Here is a 16,707-nt window from a genome sequence, read left to right as displayed (position 1 = left end):
GTGAAGCTGGATGACACCGGAGCGATAGAGAAATGCAGCTAGTCGCGCTCAGCATCACGTGCGGTGGCCAAGTCCTGCGCAAGATCACCTTCAAGGCTGGTCTGAACCTCATCCTGGACAAGCCCACTGTGTCGGGCAAGCAGAGCAGCGGCAACAACGTGGGCAAGACCACGGTGCTGCGCCTGATCGACTTTTGCCTGGGCTCTGATTGGCGATGAAATTTGGCAGGACGCCGAATTCAAGGGCAGCATTAATCAGGACGTTTTCGACCTGCTGCACGGCACCCCCGTCGTCTTCATCACCCTGGAGACTTCCGAAAAGTTTCGCGGAAGCCTTTCGTTCCGTCGCTCCTTCAAGGTGAAGGGGCAGAAGGGAACGGGCCTGCTCTACATCGACGATGTTCCGCAGGACTCGATCACCGCTTACCGCGACGAGGTTAAGAACATCCTCTTTGGCACTAAGACCAGTAAACCCACGCTGCGCCAGCTCGCGCCAAAATTTGTCAGGTCCTCCAACGCCTTGATGAGCAAGACGCTGAAGTTCCTCGGGAGCTTCGGCAGCGAGGTGGACTACGAGGCGGTGCACCTTTTCCTCTTCGGATTCTTCAACGTGAAGGCCCTTGAGGAAAGAGCCGCCCTGAATCGCCCCGGTTTTCGAGGAGGCTTCAAATCTTGAGAAGATGAAGCCATGAACAAGTCAAAGAAGTTCTCACCTGAGGTCCGTGAGCGCGCGGTGAGGATGGTGCAGGAGCACCGTGGGGAGTACCCGTCGTTGTGGGCGGCGATCGAGTCCATCGCACCGAAGATTGGCTGCGTGCCGCAGACGCTGCTCGAATGGGTCAAGCGCGTCGAGGTCGACAGTGGCGTGCGCGAAGGCGTCACCACCAGCGAGGCTCAGCGGGTCAAGGACCTTGAACGCGAGGTCAGGGAGCTGCGTCGGGCCAACGAGATCTTGAAGCTGGCCAGCGCGTTTTTCGCCCAGGCGGAGCTCGACCGCCGGCTCAAGTCCTGAAGCACTTCATCGACGAGCACCGCGATACCTTCGGGGTCGAGCCGATCTGCAAGGCATTGCAGATCGCCCCGTCAGGCTATCGGCGGCATGCGGCGCTGCTGCGCGAGCCGCACAAACGCTGTGCCAGAGCACAACGCGATGAAGCCCTCATGCCGCAGATCGAACGCGTCTGGCGGGCCAACCTGCAGGTCTACGGCGCCGACAAGGTCTGGCGGCAGCTGGCCCGCGAGGGCACGGTGGTGACCCGCTGCACGGTCGAGCGACTGATGCGGCGCTTGGGGCTGCGAGGCGTGATGCGCGGCAAGGTGGTGCGCACCACGATCAGCGATACCAAGGCACCATGCCCGCTGGACCGCGTCAACCGGCAGTTCCGTGCCGAGCGTCCCAATCAGCTGTGGGTCTCGGACTTCACGTACGTCTCCACCTGGCAGGGCTGGCTGTACGTCGCCTTCGTGGTCGACGTGTTCGCCCGGCGCATCGTCGGCTGGCGGGTGAGCAGCTCGATGCGGACCGACTTTGTGCTGGATGCCTTGGAGCAAGCGCTGTACGCCAGGCAGCCCGAGCGCGACGGCAGCCTGGTGTGCCACTCGGACCGTGGTTCGCAATACGTCAGCATCCGGTACACCGAGCGACTGGCCGAAGCGGGCATCGAGCCGTCCGTGGGCAGCAAGGGCGACAGCTACGACAACGCCTTAGCCGAGACGATCAACGGGCTCTACAAGGCCGAATTGATTCATCGCCGTGCACCTTGGAAGACCAAAGAGGCCGTCGAGCTCGCCACGCTCGAATGGGTGTCCTGGTTCAACCACCATCGATTGCTCGAGCCCATCGGCTACATCCCGCCTGCAGAGGCTGAGGCAAACTACTACCGGCAACTCGCCAGTCAAGTCGCCACGGTGGCGCCCTGACTTAAACCAAACGGCCTCCACGGATGCCGGGGCGATTCATACGTTGCCGCTGAGTGGAGGATGAGGTGAGCTAGCACGTCAATCCGTGAGGCTCCAAGGTCTTCCGCAGGGCTAGGGAAGCCTGCCCGTACGCTCTCCAGCAGCGCAGTCACAAGGACTGGCTCTAGGCAGATCGGTAGCGGGATGCTGTACATCCATCCAGTGTATCGCCGTCCTGGTCCAGTCGGGACGGATCGGCCCCATGCGATGGTCAAATTTTCACGGCTCTCGTGCTCTGTTTTGGTGCAAGGTTGTTGCTGAGCTTGTCCCTGAACTCCTCTTTGAGTTGCTTGTCCTTGAGCTTGATGAGGACCCTTTTGTAGTCGTCATAGTCGTCTTGGTCATCATCTTCATAGCGGTTTTGTAAGCTCTTTAAGACTTGTTTAACAGTCCTGTTCTGTAGAGCCTTCCATCCAAGAAGTTCGCCTATCTGAGGATTTCCAAAGTATGTGCAATGAAGTCGAGCAAGAAACTGTGCAGCGTCATCTTTGTCTACTAGCTCAAAATTTAGGAGCTTTTCAACTACATGACTCCACGAATCATCCATGTGGTACAGATGAGGTAAGTCAAACCTGCCCGTAACCCTGACATCCCTCAGAAGGTCGTCCATTTCTTCCTGGGTGTAGATGCTGTAGTAGGTTTCATTTCTGTAGTCGGGCTGGTAGTCCAAGCCTTCTTTAGGATGACTGTCCCATTCGTCAATATCGTGACATCTGTGATAAACGTGCCCTAAGTCTGTTCTCATATATATCTCCCTTTGCTAATGGAGATTATAAAATGAGTGATGCTTTATCGCAACATTGAAATCTAGCAGTAGCTAGCAACATCTAGCAGACATGATGCTTTGAGCATTCAATCCTGATAAATAAATGAAGTCTTGTCTCACAATAGAGGCTTCAACAACTTAAAAGGATATATATGAACGAACTATCAGACGACATGAAGGCAAGCGCTTGGTCATGCATGGATGACTATCTGGCTAATATGTCAGGCAATGCCGCCTTGTATTTGCAAACCTCCGTGGGACCCCATCAGAGCAAGATTAATATCCTTGGGGAGCGGTCATTCATTAAGTATCACCTCAAGCGGCTTGTAGATGCCAGTGAGATGACAATCCTTGCTTACTACTCCTTCAACGAATATTCAACAGATCCTGAGATTCAAGCTGGCGGTGATGATGGCTTCACTCTTGAACTTCAATGCTCTGAAGGTCTGTTTTATGCAGAAGGTTTCTTTGGTGTGAACTATGACGAAGATGACATCGCGTGGCACAAGGCGGAAGGTCTGCCAAAGCTTGAATCAATTATCGAAAGAAATTCACTTTGGTATCATGGGATTTTGGCTCATATCAAAGAGCATGGAAACTTAATAACTGCATGATGATTTAAGGCCACCTTCGGGTGGCTTTTGTTTTTGTGGCTTCAACAAATGTTGAGAAAGCCAATTGACTTTGATTTCTTTTTTGCTATATGTATATATAACAAAAAAGGAACTCAACATGAAAAGAACAATATTATTTACTGCGGTGCTTGCTCTATGTGGCAATGCATTGGCTCAACAAAACTCAACTGGACTTGGTGCAACAACCGTGGGCGGCTCTGGAATCATTAGCCGTATCGTCTCCAACAACTCAGTCTCTATAGGCGAAGGTGCTGGGGCCTCTGACAACGGTGTGGCGATGGGGGTTGGCACAACGGCGGGGAACGGCGCTTTATCTATCGGCATGGGTAGTGTTGCTGATAACAATGCTGTATCAATCGGGACAAACAACACTGTTGAAAGCACGAATGTCGGGCTTGGTAATAACCTCAATGTCACTGGAGTAGCAAACACTGTTGCACTGGGGAATGGCACTGCGGCCACCAGAAGCGATGAAGTCGCTGTAGGCGGTAGAACCATCGGCGGATTGGGTGTCGCAACTGCGAACGATCAGGCTGCGAATTTCGGGCAAGCAAAAGACATGGTGAATGCCGGTGTCACACAGGCCGTAAACCAATCCAAGACATACACAGACAATGTTGGAGCTGCCACCTTAAGCAGTGCAAACAACTACACCGACAATAAAGCCGCAACTATCAAGCAAGAAGCTGTGACTGAGGCGAACGCTTATACAGACAATGTTGGAGCTTCTGTTTTAAACACAGCAAACACATACACAGATAACTCAGTCAAGGGCTATGCCAAGAAAGATTATGTAGACAGTGCAGTAGCTGGTGGAGTTGCTCAAGCCAATGCCTATACAGACAAGAAGTTTGACCAGGCTAGCAAGATTGCCTATAGCGCGGCATCAGTGGGCATGGCTTCATCCGCCTTGGTCTTCAATCCAAACCTGCAAAGACAAATCTCCGTAGGTGCTGCTTCGGTGCACGGTACATCAGCCTTGGCAGTAGGCATCGCATGGAAGCATGGAGACAGGGGCATGTTCAATGTGCGCGGCGCATTGGGTCAGAACGGCACTAGCGGCGTAGCTATCGGCTACTCAATGGGTTTCTGACAGAATCGGCAGATGGATGCCAACTACTTTTTAAGCTTTCGCCTTGACTTCATCAAGAACTTTTATGAGGTCAGCTCAAAGCCTTTTGAGCAACTAAAGTTTGATATAGAAAACGGTGTCACGCCGTATGAGCCTCCCTATGCTGAAGATGGAGAGCCTCCGTTTGAACTTCTATGGAATCAAGCCAATGATTCACTGACATTGCTGGGTGGCGCTTGTATCAGCATGCTAGGCGGTTCACTGCATGTTTTTCTGGATACTTTGGTCAAGCTCCACGGCGATGAAGAAGCATTTAAGAAAACAAAGTCTGAAAACGGTTGGTGGGGCAAGCATCAAAACTATTTTAAAAATGCTGGGAATATCGACTTCAAGGACAGTGGCTGCGACATGGTACTCCTTGAAGAGATCATTCTTGCGCGCAATCGTGTGCAGCATCCTGACAATTTGACAGGCACCAATGCGAACTATCTAGCCAAAGATTTGGAGAAGGTTCCAAGTCCATTCTTCGTCAATGAAACTGAATCTGAAATTTTAAATCGGCTTGGAGATAGTGATGGCGGATGGCTTGTATCACCTACCGTTTATGTAGACCTGGCGAAGCTCACAAAGGCGATTGATGAAGTTCGCAAGTTGGGGAAGTGGCTGGATCAGCTTCCTTGAATCGGTTCTTGAAGGTCACTGCTGCTCAGGTTGCGTATCTGTCAATGCAACCTCCGCACATCCATTCTCCGTCATCGTAGATGCCCCCAGTCATGTCCGTTTTCTGGTTGCACCAGCCGCACACTGCATAGATGTTGTAGTCCTCTTCTGCTTCACGGGAGCGGTCTTCAAATCCTGGTTGCCGTGATGGCAGGAGCTTGGGATCTGGGGGACTGGCGAAGCAACCGCAGTTGGTACACCACTGACCCCCATGGTGCTCAATCGTGCTGGCCTTGCGGCAACGTTTGCACACGACAAGTTCCATGGCGGGAGCTACATCAACGGCTACAACTGGTTCAGTGATAACTACAGGCACCAGCTCATCAAGGCTGTTGATTCGCCTGCACTGCAAGCCGTTCTTGTTCAGATGGTTCAGGAGTGGGTCAAAGCCCTTGTCCTTAGACAGAACGATGCACAAGGTATCAGGTGCAGTCTCTATCGTGCGTCCAAGCTGGAAGGCAATGTGAAAGTCCAAGGCATTTTTGCCGGTGCCTTCAATTTTTTGAAAATCAACACGGGTGAACCTGTGTGCCGTTGCTGGCTTTTTTGATGCCTTCGGCGGGTTCTGGTTGGCTCCTACATAGATGATGGCTCCGTAGCTCTCATCAAGCCGTGAGAGGTCGACCTTGTGAACATTCTCCAAGTCGCCCAAAAGAAGGGACTTGGTCAAGCCTTGCTTTCCGCAAGTTCTGGCTGAAGCACATGCAGCGGCGACAAGAATTTATTCAGTTCGTCTTGCTGCTCAAGCAGGAATGGTGCATCTTTGACCTTGGAATGAAGATTGAGCAATCGCTTCTCTGCCCGGTTCAAGATGGTTTCATAGAGCATTGGGAAGATTGTGACTTCATCGCCTTTGGATGTGGGTTCACTCTCGCCGTCTTCTATGGCGTCGCCAAGCACAAAGCAATCTACCTTTGAGTGCTTTTTGAGGTAGCCCTTACCGCGAAGCTCCTTCACATATTTCCAAACTTGGTCTTGCTCTTTTCCCCCAAGGCTGAGCCCCGTGGTCTTCAAGTCAATGATCACAAGGTGGTCAACGCCGTCTTCGTCATGCTGGGAGTTGTAGGAGGGTCTTGCATAGAAGCCAATGCTGCTATCTGGCAATGCAACGAAGTCAGGTCTGTTCCTGGTGCCCTTACCTTTTTTATCACCGAATATTTGTTTTATGACCTGCGTCATGCCACGGTTGGATGTGAATTCAATGGACTCAAACTGGGCACCGAACATCCACAAGCCGCGTTCAAAAAGTGGCTGAAGTTCATGTACTTCATCAATGCCTACCACCTTGAGCTTGATACGAAGTTCACCAATGAGCTTGAGACGGGTCTGAATCTCATCCAGTGCCAGCTTTGCCATGCCGATTGACCAATCACTGAGGATGGCATGCAGCGCATCCAGATCGTCTGGTTTCTGGTCATGAAGAAGCTCAAGCAACCCAAACTGAGATTTACTTTTCTCTAGATTGGTCAGCAAGGCTCCAAGCTGAACGATCTCGGATTCGCCAAATGATGGAAGCTTGTCCACCACTTGATTGACGAAGGTCTGCACACGCTCTTTGGAGAGCAACGAAAGTCCATTGATGGAGTTGCCAAGCTTCGTGAGCACATTGGATTTCAGCGCTGTTTTGCTGGCTTCGCCCGTGTCAGAAATGATCTGGCGAATGCGATCTTGTACTCTTGTACGTGTTTCGTTCCATGCTGCGTTCTCATCATTGAAGCTGTTCCAGTCACTGGCGACAGCACCCTTCTGATTGAGATAGTCAGCTTGCACAATGAAGATGAACCTCTTCGCTTCTGAGGTTCGGCCGTCCAAGATCCGCTCATAGTCACTGCCTGACCATTTGCACTGACCTACGGCACGGTTCTGAACCCACCATGCAATGCCATGCTGTTTTGTTGTCTTGTTGGGCTTCTTGCTGTCAATGTGAAGAATCTTGACGGTGCCATAGCCCGGAATCACAAGGTCTTCTTGCGACAGGAGTTCGGGGATGTCGTTGAAAGTGATTGCCTTGCCGTTGATGGACACCTTGAAGGCGGGATTGAACAGGAACCGGCTTCCGATCAGCTCACGGGCTTGCTCTTCGGTGAACAGGTGAGAACGAATATCCCCAGTGCCCACGATTTCAGTTCCGTGGCCGTCCTGCTTCTCGGCTTCAAAGGAGATGTCCTTGATGACTAGCGGTCGGGTGCTGGAGGTACTGACTTCACACTCAAACCGTTGTCCCTCTCTCGTTGAGGCGGTGCTGTACTTACTGGCGAAGCAGAACGAGGCAAAACGCCCCTTCCCATTTTTCCCGAAGACAGCACGAGGTGATCCCTCCACACCTGGTGGAGGCTCTGACAGGGGACCTTCTGAACCGATCTTGTCATATGCCATCGTTCGCCAGATGCCTTGAAACATCTCCAAGGTCATACCCTTGCCGTTGTCCTTGATACGAAACTGCTTGCCTTGTGATGTGTCAGGCCAAGTTATCTGAACATCGGTGGCATAGGCATCCCAGCAGTTGGCGACAAGCTCCACGATTGCAGTAGCTGGGTCAGTGATGATGGAGCCAGCATGGGCTTCCAAGAAACGCGGGTCGTATAGGAGGTCTTCTTGTTCCATCATCTTGTCTTTCTTAGTCTCGTTCTACAACTTGCTCTGTGTCGCCGTCATAGCGGTAGTGCACGATTTCGCCATTTATAAGGAGCTGGATTGCAAGCTCTATGCAGTCAATAGGAGCGATGAACCATTCTCTGGGCACATGCAGCTTTCCCATGCTGTCTGTCACTTTGAGGTCTAGGCAATATTTACCAAAAAAAGTGTGCAGCAGGTTCTCAAACTTCTGCGGGTTCAGGTTGTAGCACTGAAAGACAGACACGATCTTGACCGGCGCCATCAAGTAGGTTGGCTCCTTGGCTGCATTCTTGATTCGGTCTTCAACAGTAGTAGTTGAAAAACCAATCTTGAAGAGATTCGTGATGCTCTTCACTTCAGGAACCTGGCTGGCTGATTTCAGAACATAAACATAACCTGTGGACTGGTCATCCTCTCTTATCAGCTCAAGCTCTTCCAAGGCCTTCTCATGGTTGTCCAGAATTCGCCTGCCTGAAGGGTCTTTGTACAACTCCGTGGCAAGTGAGCGAAGCAACATGTTTGACTCGGTGCCGTTGTCAAAGATGACACGAAGCCGAGCATTGACCTTTTTATTTTTAACTTCTTTCTCGCCCACTTCAGCGACATAGCAAACGATGCCATGCAGCACGAAGAAGTGACCTGGCTTGATCTGCTGTTCACCCGTGAAGGCACGCATCTCACGAATGCCAGCTTTGAGTTCTCGGTGGCAGAGATCGAACAACGGCTCAAACTGAGGAAAGTCCATGCAAGGCTTGCGAGATGCAATCTTGTCAGGCATCTTCATCGTGCCCACGTGCTTCAGGTTGAAGATGCTGTCTTCACCCGGCCCAAGTAGTCCTAGGTCATCGTCCTCGTAGATGTCCGCCACCGACTCCACAACTTTTTTCAGGAGCTGGTGGGTGTCAATCGCTCGAAGGGAATCGGACTTGAGCTTGCTTGAGCGAATGCTTGCCAAACGGCTGTTTAGCTTGAACTCGTGCATGTCCGTATGGTTCGGCTGCGGCTCCTTGCCGTGCTTGCTCACGAAGGCTTCAATCTCTTTGAAGGAGGCCACCAAACGATGGTCTGCCGTCATGGATGGGGTGGCAAGTGGCTTCACCTTGAGCAAGTCAAGGTCATCATCCTCCACCAGTTTGAGCAAGTCTTCCTTCTTCATACGCCTTGCTGTCTGCGCTGATTGCGGATGTAGATGAGGGCTTCACCCATGCGCGCTTCAAGAGCATCGTTGGACTGGGGGTTAGGCGGGTTGCCATGGATGCGGGTGAACTCCTTAACCTTCGGCCACAGGAGAACTGCTTCCTCTGGGGTCATGACGATTCGTGTTGCCTCAATGGCTTCCTGAATGGTCTTCAGGACACCCGCAGTCACTGACTTGGACAGGATCTCAAACGCCGACTGGAAGGGGTTGATACGGTCAATCAGGTCAATGTGAAGGTCATCTATGTTGACGAACTTGCCAGCCATTTTGATGAACCGGCGATCACCGTCTTCCTTGAATTCACCACTCTTCAAAACAGAGTCAGCCACGATGTGCTGGCGAACCGTTTCAATTTCTTCATCCGTCAGGTCTGGATAACGAAGCTTGATAATTTTCGGGATGAGTACCTTGTTGATGACTTCGGGATCAACATTTCCTGGAATCGCCTTGAGCATGGTGTCATCTTGAAGGATGACGGCTTTCATGTCGTTCAGGTCAGACTCAATAATGTCTTTAACTTTCTTGCTGGATGGCTCCTTGAAGCCTCCAATTTTCACTTCACCCGGTCCAGCCTTGTCATCATCATTGAGCTTGGTCTTGAACTTGAAGTTCGGCGCAAGAACCTGCTCCATTAGGAGCGAACAGGTAATCGCCTTAAGCATGTTGTTGACGGCCAGCTTCACCAAATCATCATGAGCATCTGGTTGAGCGATCAGGTTGGTGAACTGAGCATGGGATTTGTTCGGGCTGTCGCGCGTGCACCGTCCTATGATCTGGATGATTTCTGTGAGCGACCCACGATAGCCAACGGTCAAGGCATGTTCACAAAATGACCAGTCAAAGCCTTCTTTTGCCATGCCAAGAGCAATGATCAGGTCAAGCTCTTCAGGTGTTTTGATGGTTCTTAAAAAATTAACAATCTTGTCTCGCGCCTTTGGCTCGTCGTGAACCAAGTCAGCAACTCGGATGATCTTGCCATCGGTGTGCCGTCTGACGGTGATAACACCTGTCTCTGGATCTTGCGCTTGAACCACTCCGATGATGTCCAAGATGCTGTCAACCTCGTTGCTCTTTTCCTTGGTGGATTCGCCTGAACGAACATGGGGAATGTGCAAGATGGTTTTCTTGTCGGTGTCTAGGACATCGGCAATTGCACTGAGATATTTCTTCTGGTAGAAGTGATACCCAATGCCGAGCGACTTCATGTAGGTGTAGCCGTTCAACTGCTCGTAATAGTTGTAAGTCACCTTGGCAAACTTGGCTTCATCTTCTGGCAACAGCACAGGCACGCTGTCGCCACGGAAATATGAGCCAGTCATCGCAACGATGTGCACCTTTGACTTCTGCATGACGCTGCGAAGCAAGAATCCAAGCTTGCTGTCGGCATCTGCTGAGACATGGTGGAACTCGTCTATGGCAAGAACACAGTTGTCCAATGCTTCCTCCTCAATCGCTTCAAAAGCAAATCTGAGGGTGGCATGGGTGCAGATCAGGATGTCGCTGTCATCCTTGAGAAAATTCTTGAAGGCTGTGACCTTGCTTGAATCTCCACCTGGTGTGCACAAGTTGTTTTCTGGCTTCACTACCCAGTCTGTGAAGAAGCCGTGCTGGGAAAGAGGGGTAGATGCGAAAGATGAACCGATGGAGCGCTCTGGGACGGCGATGATGGCCTTCTTGACTCCTTGCTTGTGGATCTTGTCCAATGCCAAGAACATGAGGGCGCGGCTCTTACCTGAAGCTGGAGGAGCTTTGAGCAACAAATATTGCTCATTTCGTGACTCATAAGCTCGTGCCTGCATCTCACGCATGCCCATGTCATTGAGCTTCGTGCTTTCACCTGTCTGGTGGTATGTGACTTCAACAAGGTTAGGCATGAATGGTTCCCAGCATATCTTCGTACAGCTTGAATAAATAAAGGACTCGTTCCTCAGCCGATGAGAACGGCTTCGCTCGGTAGCAGCGGTCTACCGCTTGATCTAATGCATCGTGAGCTTCTGTGAGGCCTTGAGGCATATCCTCGGGCTCATACATCTGATCCAAGCTCAGCTCTGAATGCTCTTCTCGCTGGGTCAAAATTCTCAGCGCACATGCACTGACTGCCTTGACCTGATTTTCTGAGACTTTCGGGAATGGAAAATTGTTGTAGCAGAGCGATGAGGAGTAGCGAAGCCGTGTTTCAAGTTGGCCGCCCACTGTGCGAGTCCAAGCCATGTGCATGGAAGAAAGCAGGATGCCCAAGTCAAAGGGGGAGGCATTGAGCACAAGATAGGCACTGTTGCTCACCACCTCATGCCCAGCAAGGAACCCCATGGGAATGCAACGGCGGTTCTCGGAGGAGTGGGCAGGCACGATGATGGACGCCGTGTTTTCAACATGCCTGATTTCGCCAAACTGATTCGGAAAAGCAGCAAGCTCCTTCGTCGGTCCCTTTTTGCTCTTTAGCCTGAAGGTGCGAACTCCTTGGATTCGCGCGGCTATTGGTGGGAAGGTGCAAGCCTCTTGCAGTTCATGGTCTTCAATCCACAGGCACCAACGCTCCTTTGAATACAGAAATTCATCAGTGCCAAGTAGCTTGCGAACAAATTTTTCAGCGGCTGGATATTTGTTCAGAAGGTCATTCTTCTGATCCGTCGAAAGAATGAGAAATCCACCATCCGCAGGCTTGCTTCCATAGCTCATGGGCGAGATTGCTGCAATTGGCGATCTTCGTCCGTAAACAAAAATATCTTTGTAGTCAATCAAGTAAGCATTGATGTGATTGACGGTTCGTGTGTTCTCAGTTCCAACGATGAACTTACGTCCATTGCCTAAATTCCGAAGTCCAACAATGATGCAGGTTACTCCTGCCTTCTTCTTTGCATTGTTTGACCACTTAAAAGAATCATAGGCGAAGCCGATCTCTATCCCATTATTGAAAATGGTCGGCCAGAGAATCGAAACCTGCTCACCTTGGCAGATTGAGTTAGTGGTAACGAATGCCGCCTTCGCATTGTGATTTCTGACATAGTTGGCTGCAAGGAAGAACCAGCCCGCGATGTAATCCAGCTTCTTGTAGCCATTGAGGCTTCCAAGCGTGCGCTCCATGTCCTCTTTTTGGCAATCAGATTGAAGACTTGACCCAAGATAAGGAGGGTTGCCAAGAACATAGGTTCCATGCTCGCTAGGTGGGCATACCTTCAACCACGATAGATCAAGCGCATTTCCACGGAAGATGTTGCCACTTGGTTTTAGCGGGAGTGTGTCTGTGGCAGTGTCAAACCTACTGTCAAACTGCGTGTTCATCTGATGCTCTGCAAGCCACATTGCAAGGATTGCAATTTCATGGGCAAAGTCATCTAGCTCAATGCCATAAAACTGACTGAGCTGGATGCCAGTCAGTGCAAACTCTGCTTGGTCTTGCAGTTCACTCAGCGAGTTGAAGATTTCCATCTCCAGCTTGCGAAGTTCCTTGTACGAGATGATGAGAAAATTTCCTGAGCCACAGGCAGGATCAAATACCCTAATTCTCGTTAAATGCGAGAGGAGGTCTTCAAGCTTTTTCTGGCTGGTCTTGCTCTTCTCATACTCCGCATACAAGTCATCAAGGAAAAGTGGTCCTATCACCTTCATGATGTTTTGGTATGAGGTGTAGTGCATCCCCATATTGCCGCGCTGCTCAACATCAACCACGGCTTGGAACATTGAGCCGAAGATATCAGGATTGATTTCTGACCAATCCAAGTCCAACCCGCAACGAATCAGAAGCTCACGACTACGCTTGTTGAATGCCGGTACTGGGACATGAAGCTCAAATAATCCACCGTTGACATACGGGAATTTCTCATAGTAGCTAGCGGTGCCTTCACGGCTCTCCTCGTCTAGTACCTTGAACAAACCCTGAAGGTATTCAGCAAGATCGCTACCGTCTGCACTGGTGTGAGACTCAATGCTCTTGCTGAATAGCTTCGGTTGGAAGATTGTGGTGTCTTCTGCAAAGTAGCAGAACAACAATCGAGAGAGAAAAACATTCAGCCTATGCCGCTCTTCCTCAGTCTGAACAGGATTCTGCTCAAGGATGAGGTCATACAGTTTCGCCATCTTCTCGGCGGCCTTGACATCAGCAGGGCTGTCGGATGCTTGCTTGGACTTCTCCATGCCCGCCCATGGCAGGAAGAAATCAAACTTGTTTGCCAGCTCTAGATAGGCGATGTCCAGCGATTCATCTGTCTTGGTGTCATAGGCACAGAAACGGTCAAAGTTTGTGGCAATGATGAATCTGGGCTTGTGCTTCTTAACGGGTTCAGCTTGCTTCAACTGATCCAAGATCTGCGTGGGGGGATGGTTTCCCGTGTGCGTGAAGTACACATTGTTCTTCCAAAGCACATAGTCTTTGTCCTTGGAAATGTTGTACTCGCCAGCCTGCAACCTGGTTACTGATGCTTTCGGCTTGCCGTAGGCTGTCAGCAAATCATAAATAAAGGTGTCTGGTTTAGTATGGAGAAGAAGGTTGCGAACGCCTTCAGCAATTTGAGCAATGTGCATGTGTGATTAACCCTGATTCACAGAATCTTCAATCGCATTCAAAACCTCTTCACCAGATGCAACACGGGCTTTCACTGTTGCTTCACTCAACGGACTTAATACTCTTGTGAAGACGTAAATGACGAACTTTGTGAAATAAAGGATTTGCTCTTTAGTCGCATCCTTGCGGTCAAGTTTGAGGTGCTCTAGAACATCACCCATCATCCCATCTTCTCGCGGATCACTTGATTGCATAACCATTCGCATGAAAAGCATGTTATGTATTGTCTGAAGTATTTTATTGAGCTTCGCTTCAGGTTTACCGTCTACAAAGGTTTTGCTGGCAATGGCAAACAATTTAGGGTTTGTAGTCTTGCAATTGTGAGTCCATGCATAAATCACTGAATCTGCATCTTGTGCATTAATTGACTCGCCATCATCTGAATCACTTTGCTCGTCATCAACGAAACTTGGAATGGATGCAGGAGCCACATAAGTCAACTCAGTTTTTGGCTTGTGCTGCTCTAATAAATGACCCCATTCAAACACGGCTGCTCCCAAATGGTCAGATGTGGGCAAGGGATTGAGCAAGTAGAAAATGTTAGGCGCACCCGACTTGATAGGTTCAACAATGTAATAGTCAGGTGTGCCACCATAGTTGAGAAGCTCCAAGCTGTCCCTAGAGCGAAGAGTGTTGTCCTTTAGTGCCAAGCTACTAAACATTGTGGATACAGAGTTCCTGATGTAGCTGGTGGCGTTGTAGGCCTCGATATCTGTCAGAGTGTCATCGCCTGCTGCTTTCGCGACAAGCTTCAAAAGACTCGTGACGTGTTCGCCGTGCTCCTGAGTGGCTCTATCAAAATCTTCATCATCGTCAATTGATGTGAAGATAGCCATGTGCTGGTTTGCAATCTCTCGTTCGTAAGTTTGCAAATGAACCATCAATCTCATTCTTGAGTAAGTTCCGCCACATGCTACCAAATCAATCAACGAGTCAACAGACAGCGCCGTAAACATCGCTTCATATTTTCTGCGACGCTTGAGCATGTCTGCAATCATGCTCTTGTCATCTTTAGACAAAACATATGCAAGATTGATATTCATGCCATAGTTAACCAGAAACTCCAAGTTATGGGCGGTTTCCATGGCTACTGCATTCAAGAACTCTTTATCTTCAATGTCAACCAATGCTTTCATCTGCGAAAACACAAGTTCATGGTTGAGTTTGTTAAGTCCAATGCTGTTGACAATCAAATCACAGGCAGTAGCAACATGCTGGTAAGCAAGGCGTTTATTTTTAACCGACCATGCTTTTTCCATCTGTTCAAAAGCATGTGCCACAGCATCTGAAGTTGAAAATGGCTTGTTGCTTGGCGTGCTGGCTCGTGGGAGGGTTGCGATGAAGCCTTTGGCTTGTCTGAACAGTTCTTTATTGTTAGCCATTACTTAGATCCAAGAAGAGTTTCAATCATGCCAAACAAGTTGGTTGACTTTGTTGTTTTAAGCTGGACACCTTTTTTGCTCAAGGTCTGAGTAATCAGATCAGCCATTGCTTCAACTTTTTCCTTCGTCTTCTTTCCTGGCTCAGGCATGTTCTTGTTCGTGTATGCCAAAAGTGCTCCTAGGAATGCAAGCCGTGCTACATGATTCTCGGATGACTTGTCCTTGTCCTCGGCTACATAAGTCACAAGCTGTTGAAAAGCATCAAGCCCACCAACAACTTTGTTCTCTGCACCATCACCATTTGACCAAGATTTGTACTGAGAAACTACATTCATGGAAATTGCACAGGCAAACTGCCCAAAATGTGAGTCAATGCTTGCCTTGTGCTCTGGCGTATTGAAATCTTTTTTGTATGCTGCGAGCTTTCCATTGAATTCATCATTCAAGGCTTCGTTGGCAACATTGATGGCGGCTTGAGTATTGAACCCAGAATAATTCAACCATGGGAAAGTGTTGCTTTGAACTTTTTCTTTATGTTCGGGAGCTACTCGCTTTACAGGTGGCGATTCGTCAGGAGCAACTTCTGATAACTGTGCACCAAACTCGTACAGCTTCTGCACAAGATCATCAATGCGGTCTTGCTCAGCTTCATCCTTTGATGGCTTCAGTCTTGCGAATGCTGAAGGCATAAATCCAAAGATGAGAGAGAAATGAGATTTACCAACTTCCTGAAGGCTCTGACTCGTAGCAATGAACTTATCTAGCTTTTCGCTGACATCTTCATCGTGTGCGTCATAAACAATGCCCTCAAGTGACTTTGTTATTGCAAGTGCCAGTTTGTCACTGTCAAGAAGTTCCTGAATGGCGTCAGCAACTTCTGGATTTGTTTCTCGGATCTCATTGATGGCAAGCTCAATGCCTTCGCCATTACCCATACTAATAAGAAGAGTTTCTTTTGCGAACTCCTGAAGCTGTTGCCATGCAGGAATGATGACATTATTAAAGTTTTCTTGAGCTTCGCCGCCTACTCTTTCTGCCTTGTTCTCAAAAGCCATTACAAATGCAGCCAAAACATTGGATATGCCGAAAATCAAATAAGCCACGTCATCGTGGTCGTCTATGTATTCCCTGAGTGAATCTAAATACTCTTCATTTGTCATGGGAGCTTTATTTTCACTCAATGCATGAAAATGCTGAAGCGTAACTATGATTATCGATTCAAGGTGCTCTGGCAATTTGCCATCTTTAGCATGCTCATGAATCTTTTCATAGATTTCAAAATCTTCTCTTTTTATCTGGTCAAGTAGTTTATAGAGAAGAATGTGATACTGGTTGCTCCGGTCTGCGACCATGTCTACAGCATCATTGGCAAATTGAATGTTCTCAACTTCTTCTTTTGAAGTTTCGGGAGTGACTTCATTTAGCTTTAGCCCAAATGTTGCTTCAAGCCGTTTAATCAACACGATGGTATCTTTGTCATCCTTGGAAAACATTGTGACGACATAACATGTGAACTGATTGAGATGCTTCAGGCCAACAAGCGGTGCTGTAAGACCTAGACCTTTGCACAACGCAGCTAATGTCTCAACAATCTTATTGGCCGTATCTCTATGGTCTTCTCTGCCGGTTGCCGTTTCAATATAGGCTTTGATCATCATGTCAGCAGCCGGATTGAAAACTGAACCAACAAAACCTGACAACGTTTTGTAAAGTGCTGGATCTTGCTTTGGCAAGCTCTCCATGAAATCACGCTTCAACTTCTCAACGGCTGCATCCATGTTCATTTCATCTCTTTCTTT

The 16,707-nt window shown here is 49.3% G+C and carries 14 protein-coding genes and 1 other annotated feature; of the genes, 6 read left to right on the top strand and 8 right to left on the bottom strand.

All coding sequences use genetic code 11. From position 1 onward, the window contains the following. Positions 1-32 precede the first annotated feature (32 nt). The 3 genes from AC1MLT_RS16050 to AC1MLT_RS16040 all read left to right on the top strand — a co-directional run bounded on the left by AC1MLT_RS16050 (position 33) and on the right by AC1MLT_RS16040 (position 1,919). Positions 33-218: a hypothetical protein gene (locus tag AC1MLT_RS16050; protein ID WP_481033186.1), complete on the top strand. Its 186-nt coding sequence runs from the start codon at positions 33-35 to the stop codon at positions 216-218. A 139-nt stretch (positions 219-357) separates the two neighbouring features. After that, positions 358-675 carry a hypothetical protein gene (locus AC1MLT_RS16045; protein WP_481033185.1) on the top strand — a complete coding sequence of 106 codons (318 nt, stop codon included), beginning with the start codon at positions 358-360 and terminating at the stop codon, positions 673-675. Between the two features lie 12 nt (positions 676-687). Then, a protein-coding gene (locus AC1MLT_RS16040) for an IS3 family transposase (protein ID WP_481033184.1) occupies positions 688-1,919 on the top strand; the annotation gives its coding sequence in 2 pieces (ribosomal slippage) (positions 688-976 and positions 976-1,919; 1,233 coding nt in all). Next, positions 966-1,082, top strand: a sequence feature (AL1L pseudoknot). (Overlaps the previous gene by 117 nt.) Before the next feature lie 250 nt (positions 1,920-2,169). Here the strand turns inward: AC1MLT_RS16040 and AC1MLT_RS16035 are convergent. Continuing rightward, positions 2,170-2,703 carry a hypothetical protein gene (locus AC1MLT_RS16035; protein WP_481033183.1) on the bottom strand — a complete coding sequence of 178 codons (534 nt, stop codon included), beginning with the start codon at positions 2,701-2,703 and terminating at the stop codon, positions 2,170-2,172. Positions 2,704-2,876: 173 nt separating this feature from the next. On the opposite strand from AC1MLT_RS16035, the gene AC1MLT_RS16030 reads away from it, so the two are divergent. The 3 genes from AC1MLT_RS16030 (at position 2,877) to AC1MLT_RS16020 (ending at position 5,112) form a co-directional block, all read left to right on the top strand. Then, positions 2,877-3,338 carry a hypothetical protein gene (locus AC1MLT_RS16030; RefSeq protein ID WP_481033182.1) on the top strand — a complete coding sequence of 154 codons (462 nt, stop codon included), beginning with the start codon at positions 2,877-2,879 and terminating at the stop codon, positions 3,336-3,338. 64 nt (positions 3,339-3,402) lie between these two features. Then, positions 3,403-4,452: a YadA-like family protein gene (locus AC1MLT_RS16025; RefSeq protein WP_481033181.1), complete on the top strand. Its 1,050-nt coding sequence runs from the start codon at positions 3,403-3,405 to the stop codon at positions 4,450-4,452. A gap of 12 nt (positions 4,453-4,464) precedes the next feature. Further along, positions 4,465-5,112: a hypothetical protein gene (locus AC1MLT_RS16020; RefSeq protein WP_481033180.1), complete on the top strand. Its 648-nt coding sequence runs from the start codon at positions 4,465-4,467 to the stop codon at positions 5,110-5,112. A 25-nt stretch (positions 5,113-5,137) separates the two neighbouring features. On the opposite strand, the gene AC1MLT_RS16015 is transcribed toward AC1MLT_RS16020, so the two are convergent. The 7 genes from AC1MLT_RS16015 to AC1MLT_RS15985 are packed head-to-tail and all read right to left on the bottom strand — an operon-like array spanning position 5,138 to position 16,692. Next, complete coding sequence (locus AC1MLT_RS16015; protein WP_481033179.1) at positions 5,138-5,821, bottom strand: PIN domain-containing protein; 684 nt, start codon at positions 5,819-5,821, stop codon at positions 5,138-5,140. After that, positions 5,818-7,758, bottom strand: coding sequence for an ATP-binding protein (locus AC1MLT_RS16010; RefSeq protein ID WP_481033178.1), 1,941 nt, complete (start codon positions 7,756-7,758; stop codon positions 5,818-5,820). Before AC1MLT_RS16010 ends, AC1MLT_RS16015 begins: the two co-directional genes overlap by 4 nt. Before the next feature lie 10 nt (positions 7,759-7,768). After that, on the bottom strand, positions 7,769-8,923 hold the full coding sequence (locus AC1MLT_RS16005; RefSeq protein WP_481033177.1) for a GIY-YIG nuclease family protein: 1,155 nt from the start codon (positions 8,921-8,923) through the stop codon (positions 7,769-7,771). Then, entirely contained in the window at positions 8,920-10,839 is a 1,920-nt protein-coding gene (locus tag AC1MLT_RS16000) for a DEAD/DEAH box helicase (protein ID WP_481033176.1), read from the bottom strand. Before AC1MLT_RS16000 ends, AC1MLT_RS16005 begins: the two co-directional genes overlap by 4 nt. After that, positions 10,832-13,486 (bottom strand): DNA methyltransferase, encoded by a 2,655-nt coding sequence (locus AC1MLT_RS15995; protein ID WP_481033175.1) that lies wholly within the window; start codon positions 13,484-13,486, stop codon positions 10,832-10,834. Before AC1MLT_RS15995 ends, AC1MLT_RS16000 begins: the two co-directional genes overlap by 8 nt. 6 nt (positions 13,487-13,492) lie before the next feature. After that, complete coding sequence (locus AC1MLT_RS15990) at positions 13,493-14,908, bottom strand: hypothetical protein (RefSeq protein WP_481033174.1); 1,416 nt, start codon at positions 14,906-14,908, stop codon at positions 13,493-13,495. Beyond that, positions 14,908-16,692: a hypothetical protein gene (locus AC1MLT_RS15985; protein WP_481033173.1), complete on the bottom strand. Its 1,785-nt coding sequence runs from the start codon at positions 16,690-16,692 to the stop codon at positions 14,908-14,910. The genes AC1MLT_RS15990 and AC1MLT_RS15985 overlap by 1 nt, the downstream gene beginning before the upstream one ends. Positions 16,693-16,707 lie beyond the last annotated feature (15 nt).

Source organism: Variovorax sp. PEI5 (assembly GCF_056679935.1).
This window is presented reverse-complemented; position numbering and strand designations above follow the sequence as displayed.